The sequence below is a fragment of the Streptomyces sp. WELS2 genome, from assembly GCF_013870595.1.
GTDB lineage: Bacteria > Actinomycetota > Actinomycetes > Streptomycetales > Streptomycetaceae > Streptomyces.
Map to the genome: position 1 here is coordinate 1 of NZ_JACBWZ010000308.1, position 6824 is coordinate 6824.

The following is a 6824-nucleotide window of genomic DNA, read 5'->3' on the forward strand; positions in this document are numbered from 1 at the left end:
CTCGCCAGGAACACGGCGGCGCCCGCGAAGTCCTCGGCCAGGCCGTTGCGGCCCGCTGCATCAGCGCGCCCTCCGGCAGCCGCGCCATCAGGGCCCGTTCGGCCGCCCTTACCGTCTCCACGCTGCACGCAGTACGCATGGCATCGAGTCTGCCCCCGAACCCGCACCGTCCACACCCGCGGCGCCGGTCCGGTCAGCCCTCGGCGACCACCACGGCCGAGGCCACGCCGGCGTCGTGACTGAGCGACACGTGCCAGGCCCGCACGCCCAGCTCGGCCGCGCGCGCGGCCACCGTGCCCTTCACCCGCAGGCGGGGCTGCCCGCTGTCCTCCACGTACACCTCGGCGTCGGTCCAGTGCAGTCCCGGCGGTGCCCCGAGCGCCTTGGCCAGCGCCTCCTTGGCCGCGAACCGGGCCGCCAGCGAGGCGATGCCGCGCCGTTCCCCGCTGGGCAGCAGCAGTTCGTGCTCCACGAACAACCGGCCGGCCAGCCCCGGCGTCCGCTCCAGGGACACCCGGAACCGGTCGATCCCGGCGACGTCGATGCCCACCCCGATGATGCTCATGCCGAGCACCCTACGACCCCGTCCGGCGGCGTCACGGCGACACCACGTCGCCTACGCTGCGGGCATGACCTCATCGAACGCTTATCTCTCCGGCCTGTTCTCGCTGGACGGTCGCGTCGCGCTGGTGACCGGGGGCAGCTCGGGCATCGGGCGGGCCGTCGCGGGGGCGCTGGCGCGGGCCGGGGCGAGCGTGGTGATCGTGGCCCGGCGCGAGAAGGAACTCGCCGAGACCGTCGCGGAGTTGACGGCCGACGGCTGCCGGGCGGCCTGGGTGGGCGGCGATCTGGGCAGCCGGGACGGGGTGCGCGCGGCCGCCGAGGACGCGGCGGCGGTGTTCGGGGAGCCCGACATCCTCGTGAACTCGGCGGGGATCAACCTGCGTCCGCCGCTGGGCGAGCTGGGCGAGGACGTGTGGGACGCCACCATGGCGGTGAACCTGGAGGCGCCGTTCCTGCTGGGGCAGCGGTTCGGGCCGCGGATGGCCGAGCGGGGCTTCGGCCGGATCATCCACATCAGCTCCCAGCAGGCGCACCGGGCGTTCGTGCAGAGCGGCGCCTACGGCGTGTCGAAAGGCGGGCTGGAGTCGCTGGCCCGCTCCCAGGCCGAGGCCTGGTCGCCGTACGGGGTCACCTGCAACACCCTCGTCCCGGGCTTCGTGATGACCCCGCTGAACGCGCGGCTGTCGGCCGACCCGGAGCGGGTGGCGGCTCTGGCCGCGCGCACGATGACCGGCCGCAACGGCCTGGCCGAGGACTTCGCGGGCGCCGCCGTGTTCCTGGCGAGCGGCGCATCCGCCTATGTCACCGGCCAGTCGATCCACGTGGACGGCGGCCTCTCCGTCCACTGAGCGTCCGCGTGCACCGCCTTGGAGATCACGACCGGGCGGTGTCCCAGTAGCCTTCCGGGTGACCGGCGTCGCGCACGTCAGCGCGGCGCCCACGCACACAACGGGAGGACAGCACCTTGAAGTCGAGGTTCCTGGGCAGCGCGCTCACCACCGCCGCTCTCGTCGGCACGGCTCTCACCGGGACCGTCGCCGGCGCCGGTTCCGCGTCCGCGGCGTCCCTGCCGAGGGACTGCAGCAAGGCGATCATCAACGTCAAGGCCAAGGAGACCGTCAACGTCCGCACCTCCCCCAAGACGACCGCCACGGCCGTCGGCATCTGGGGCAAGGGCCGCAAGGGCACGGTCTGCAACGACGGCAAGGCCTACAAGGGCGGCTCGTACAAGGCCTGCGGCAAGACGAGCGACCTGTGGTACTACGGCGGCGACAAGAAGACCGGCTGGGTGCCGAAGACCTGCATCAACTGGTGACCGTGGAGCCGGCCCGGCCGGCACGACGGGACGGGGCGAACGGTGTCCGGCCGTTCGCCCCGTCCCGTTTCCCTCTCACTCGACGCCGACGGCTCCGTGTCACTCCACGGTGACGGACTTCGCCAGGTTCCGGGGCTGGTCCACCTCGTTGCCCCGGGCCGTGGCCAGCTCGCAGGCGAACACCTGCAACGGCACGGTGGCCACCAGCGGCTGGAGCAGCGTCGGCGTGGCCGGGATGCGGATCAGGTGGTCGGCGTAGGGGACCACCGTCTCGTCGCCCTCCTCGGCGATGACGATGGTGCGGGCGCCGCGCGCGCGGATCTCCTGGATGTTGGACACGATCTTGTCGTGCAGCAGGGACCGGCCGCGCGGGGACGGTACGACCACCACCACCGGCAGGTCCTCCTCGATCAGCGCGATCGGGCCGTGCTTCAGCTCGCCGGCGGCGAAGCCCTCGGCGTGCATGTAGGCGAGTTCCTTCAGCTTCAGCGCGCCTTCCAGGGCGACCGGGTAGCCGACGTGCCGGCCGAGGAAGAGGACGGTGTTCTTCGTGGCCAGGGTGCGGGCCAGCGCCCGGACCGGCTCCATGGTCTCCAGGACCCGTTCCACCTCGTGCGAGATCCGGGACAGGTCCTTGATGACGGCGTGGACCTCGTCGCCCCACTTGGTGCCGCGCACCTGGCCGAGGTACAGGGCGACCAGGTAGCAGGCGACGAGCTGGGTGAGGAACGCCTTGGTCGAGGCGACGGCGACCTCGGGGCCGGCGTGCGTGTACAGCACGGCGTCGGACTCGCGGGGGATGGTCGAGCCGTTGGTGTTGCAGATCGCCAGCACCTTGGAGCCCTGTTCGCGGGCGTGCCGCAGCGCCATCAGGGTGTCCATGGTCTCGCCGGACTGGGAGATGGCGATCACCAGGGAGCGGCCGTCCAGGATCGGGTCGCGGTAGCGGAACTCGCTGGCCAGCTCGACCTCGCAGGGGATGCGGGTCCAGTGCTCGATGGCGTACTTGGCGATCAGGCCGGCGTGGAAGGCCGTACCGCAGGCGACGATGACGACCTTGTCGACCTCGCGCAGTTCCGAGGGGCTGATGCGCACCTCGTCCAGGGTCAGCGAGCCGCTGGGGTCGATGCGGCCGAGCAGGGTGTCGGCGACGGCCTTGGGCTGCTCGGCGATCTCCTTGAGCATGAAGTAGTCGTAGCCGCCCTTCTCGGCGGCGGAGGCGTCCCAGTCGACGTGGTAGGAGCGGATGTCGGCGGGGCGGCCGTCGAAGCCGGTCACCGTGACGCCGTCCCGGCGCAGTTCGACCACCTGGTCCTGGCCCAGCTCGATCGCGGAGCGGGTGTGGGCGATGAACGCGGCGACGTCGGAGGCCAGGAACGCCTCGCCCTCGCCGACGCCCACCACCAGCGGGGAGTTGCGGCGGGCGCCGACCACCACGTCCGGATCGTCGGCGTGCACCGCGACCAGGGTGAACGCGCCTTCCAGCCGGCGGCACACCAGCCGCATGGCCTCGGCGAGGTCGGCGGTGGCCGAGAACTCCTCGGCGAGCAGGTGGGCGACGACCTCGGTGTCCGTCTCGGAGGTCAACTCGTGCCCGCGCTCGCCGAGTTCGGCGCGCAGTACGGCGAAGTTCTCGATGATGCCGTTGTGCACCACGGCGACCCGGCCCGCGTTGTCCAGGTGCGGGTGCGCGTTGGCGTCCGTGGGGCCGCCGTGGGTGGCCCAGCGGGTGTGCCCGATGCCGGTCGAGCCGGTCGGCAGCGGTCGTTCGACCAGCTCCTTCTCCAGGTTGACCAGCTTCCCGGCCTTCTTCGCGGCGGCCAGCCCGCCGTCCGCGAGCACGGCGACCCCCGCCGAGTCGTAGCCCCGGTACTCCAGCCGCTTCAGCCCGGCCATCACGACATCCAGCGCCGACTGTGACCCTACGTATCCCACGATTCCGCACATGAGCGGCAGCCTAAGGGCCACAACCGATCAGAAACGGCCGTACCTTGCCCGGATTCAGAAATTCCCACCGTCGTACGAAGGGTCACGGGGGCCGTCCCGGCGTCGACTCGGTGGACGAAAGCCGGTCAACATCAGAAGACCAGCACATGGACCACACAGCTCTCCAACAGGAAACACACAGCGCCCACACAGCAAGAAGAGCTGGTCGGCGAGCACCTCGGCAGACACGACCGCACACAGGAGTCACACGACTTCGCGCCAGGTCGCATCGGACCGGAAGGTAAACGCCTGTCCGAACCCGCGAGCGCCTGCCTAAGATATCGCCGCGCGCCGACGGAGCCCGACCCTCTCCGTCCTCCCGCGCACCACCGAGCGACCGGGGGAACGGCGTCGCTCACGGGGAGGGAGCGCACCACCATGCCGACGTACCGGCTGACCGCGGACACCAACGCCTGCCCCAGGCGGCGTTTCTAGCCGCTTTCCGGCACCACCGCTTCTCCGTGCGCTGCGGCCGCTTTCCGACCCGCACCCCTGACACATGCAGAAAGGGACTCTTACTCTTCCGTGCGCCTGAAACCATATTTACGCCTGCCCAGAAGACGGAGATTACGCGTGCCGGCCCCTGCCGTGACCTGCGTCGCCGCACTGGCCGTGGTCGCCGGCATCGCGGTACAGCCAGGCTCGGTACGGTTGCCCGCCCAGCCGGTGAGCGATGAAACCTACGGGTGGTACGAGGACACCGCCGCGGAACAACTGCGGCAGGACCAGTGCCTGATGAGCGATGTCCTGCGGCTGGGCGGCGCGTCGATGGCCGCGACCGCCCAGGGCGGCCTGAACCAGCCCACCGACAAGCTGCACGTGCTCGCCGACCGGCAGCATTGGCAGAAGACGCCGCTCGCTGTCGCGTTCCAGAAGGACCGGGACACCGCCGACCAGGAGCTGAGCGATCTCGCCGCGTTCCAGGCCGGCTGGGGAAAGCCCCTGGACGGCCTCGCGGTTCCCGGAGGGTTCAGTTCCTTCGACTTCAGCACCCCGCCCGACGGCAGGAACGGCTTCTACAACCAGACGGGCTTGACGGCTTGGGCAGCCGCCCGGTTCTGGAAAACCGAGGACGACTTCTACCAGGACTCCACTCCGAAGGCCGACGACAAGACCCGCAAGGCTGTCGAGGAGCTCGGCAACCCTCTCTACGCCGAGGACCCCCAGCCGGTTCCGGGTCACTGGCCGGAATGGGACCGCGCGAACAACGAGCACAAGGCATTCGAATGGATGTTCCACGCCATTGATGGCATGGGCGCGGACGATGCCCGTGTCTTCCTCTCCTCCGGTGGATTCCCGCGCACGGCTCCGCAGCCGGGTACGCCGGAGTTCCGCATCGCGGTGGAGGACATGAAGTCACGTTTCGCCGCCTGCGGTTGGCGCGACCCGCTGGACCCCGACAAGGTGCTCGGTGACATCACGTCCGCCGCCGCCGACGAGTGGCAGCGGGAAATCGCTTCCCAGGCCACCCAGCGCAACCAGATCATCGACGCAAACAAGACCGCGGTCGAGGCCCTCGCCAAGGGAGCGAAGGCACTCGGCGACATGCTGGGCCACTCCTGGACCGCGGACCACCTCGCACGGTGGCAGGCCTACTGGATGCCTGGCGGTGTCGGCTGGGTGGGCAGCAGCCCGACCGTCATCGAAGTGCACGCCGCACAGGGCAAATGCCTGGACGTCCAGGGCGGCAAGACGGCGAACGGAACACCGGTCCAGATCTTCACATGCAACGGCTCGTCGGCGCAGCAGTGGGAGGTCTACGGCAGCGACGACAGCCTCCACCTGCAGAACATAGGGTCCCTGAAGTGCCTTGACGTCGACAAGAACACCCCGGCGAACGGTACGAAGATCCAGGTCTGGTCGTGCAACAACGCTCCCTCCCAGACCTGGCAGTCCACGATGCGCGGTGCCACCAGCCTGAAGAACACCGGTACGGGCAAATGCCTGGACCTGCACATCTTCGACAACGGCAACGACGCGCAGCTCTACACCTGCAACGGCACCGCCGCTCAGCAGTTCGACATCACGCCGCTGAGCCACAACGGTGACGACAAACCGGGCTACCCGGACAAGACGCAGTTCGACAAGGCGAAGGCCGGGGTCGTCGCCGCCCAGAAGGGCGCCAGGCAGCAGCGTGCCGTGATCAAGGCCCAGCTCACGGCCGCACGGCAGGCCGCGGCCTTGTCGGACACGGCGATCCAGGCCGCGTACGGCATCGCGGACACCAATGGGGCACCGCGGGGTCGCGGGCTCCTCGTGGGCCAGCAGAAGGACCAGGTCACCAAGGGAGCGGTGGCCGCGCTGGAGGCGCTGGAGAAGGCCGGTGAGACGGCCGATGCCGCAACCCGTGCCGCCGCCGGGGACAGCGCGACCATCTCCCAGCGAGCGCTGGCTCAGGCCGCACAGGCGAAGGCGGAGTTCCGCAAGGAGGCCGCGAAGGCTGCCGAGTGGCAGGCCAAGGCCGCCGCGGACGCCGCCAGGCTGCACCGGGACAACACCAAGCAGGACAAGGAAACCGCGGAGGCCAGACTCGCCGACGCACTCACGGCCGAGGGGGACGCCAAGGCGGCTGCCGCCGACGCGCACGCCAAGCGGCTCGCGGCCGAGGCCGAGGAGAAGACGGCCCAGGCGGAGAAGGAGGAGGCCGCGGCCAAGCGCGCCGAGGCCGCCGAGCACAAGAAGAACGCCGAGTCCGAGGCGGTGAACGCCAAGGACGCCAAGGACAAGGCTGAGGCAGCGGAGAAGACGGCCGCGAGCAAGCGGGACGACGCCGTCAAGGCGCGCGACCACGCCCAGGACATGCGCGACGACGCCTGGGACGCCGAGCAGAAGGCCGAGGCGGCCCGTGCCAAGGCCTACGCCAAGGAGGCCTACGCCGACTCACTCGTCTCCGGCACCGCCGCCGAAGCGGCCCGCGCCGCCGCGAACGACGCGGACAAGGCCGCCGACGACTCCGATG

The 6824-nt window shown here is 70.4% G+C and carries 5 protein-coding genes; 3 read left to right on the plus strand and 2 right to left on the minus strand.

The features are described from left to right. Positions 1 to 193: 193 nt before the first annotated feature. Positions 194 to 565 carry a holo-ACP synthase gene (locus tag H5J33_RS18655; RefSeq protein WP_181796069.1) on the minus strand — a complete coding sequence of 124 codons (372 nt, stop codon included), beginning with the start codon at positions 563 to 565 and terminating at the stop codon, positions 194 to 196. 64 nt (positions 566 to 629) lie between these two features. On the opposite strand from H5J33_RS18655, the gene H5J33_RS18660 reads away from it, so the two are divergent. Beyond that, positions 630 to 1412, plus strand: a complete 783-nt coding sequence (locus H5J33_RS18660; RefSeq protein WP_181796070.1) for an SDR family NAD(P)-dependent oxidoreductase — start codon at positions 630 to 632, stop codon at positions 1410 to 1412. Positions 1413 to 1528: 116 nt separating this feature from the next. Further along, entirely contained in the window at positions 1529 to 1879 is a 351-nt protein-coding gene (locus tag H5J33_RS18665; protein ID WP_181796071.1) for a hypothetical protein, read from the plus strand. Between the two features lie 99 nt (positions 1880 to 1978). Here the strand turns inward: H5J33_RS18665 and glmS are convergent, their stop codons facing one another. Continuing rightward, on the minus strand, positions 1979 to 3826 hold the full coding sequence (glmS, locus tag H5J33_RS18670) for a glutamine--fructose-6-phosphate transaminase (isomerizing) (protein ID WP_181796072.1): 1848 nt from the start codon (positions 3824 to 3826) through the stop codon (positions 1979 to 1981). A gap of 612 nt (positions 3827 to 4438) precedes the next feature. On the opposite strand from glmS, the gene H5J33_RS18675 reads away from it, so the two are divergent. Continuing rightward, positions 4439 to 6824, plus strand: a 2386-nt coding sequence (locus H5J33_RS18675) for an RICIN domain-containing protein (protein WP_309485434.1), incomplete at its 3' end; no start/stop codon positions are given.

What these genes read in the sequence shown, in the direction of transcription:
- H5J33_RS18660 (WP_181796070.1), top strand. Translation starts at nt 630, where the DNA reads ATGACCTCATCGAACGCTTATCTCTCCGGCCTGTTCTCGCTGGACGGT.
- H5J33_RS18655 (WP_181796069.1), bottom strand. Translation starts at nt 565, where the DNA reads ATGAGCATCATCGGGGTGGGCATCGACGTCGCCGGGATCGACCGGTTC.
- glmS (WP_181796072.1), bottom strand. Translation starts at nt 3,826, where the DNA reads ATGTGCGGAATCGTGGGATACGTAGGGTCACAGTCGGCGCTGGATGTC.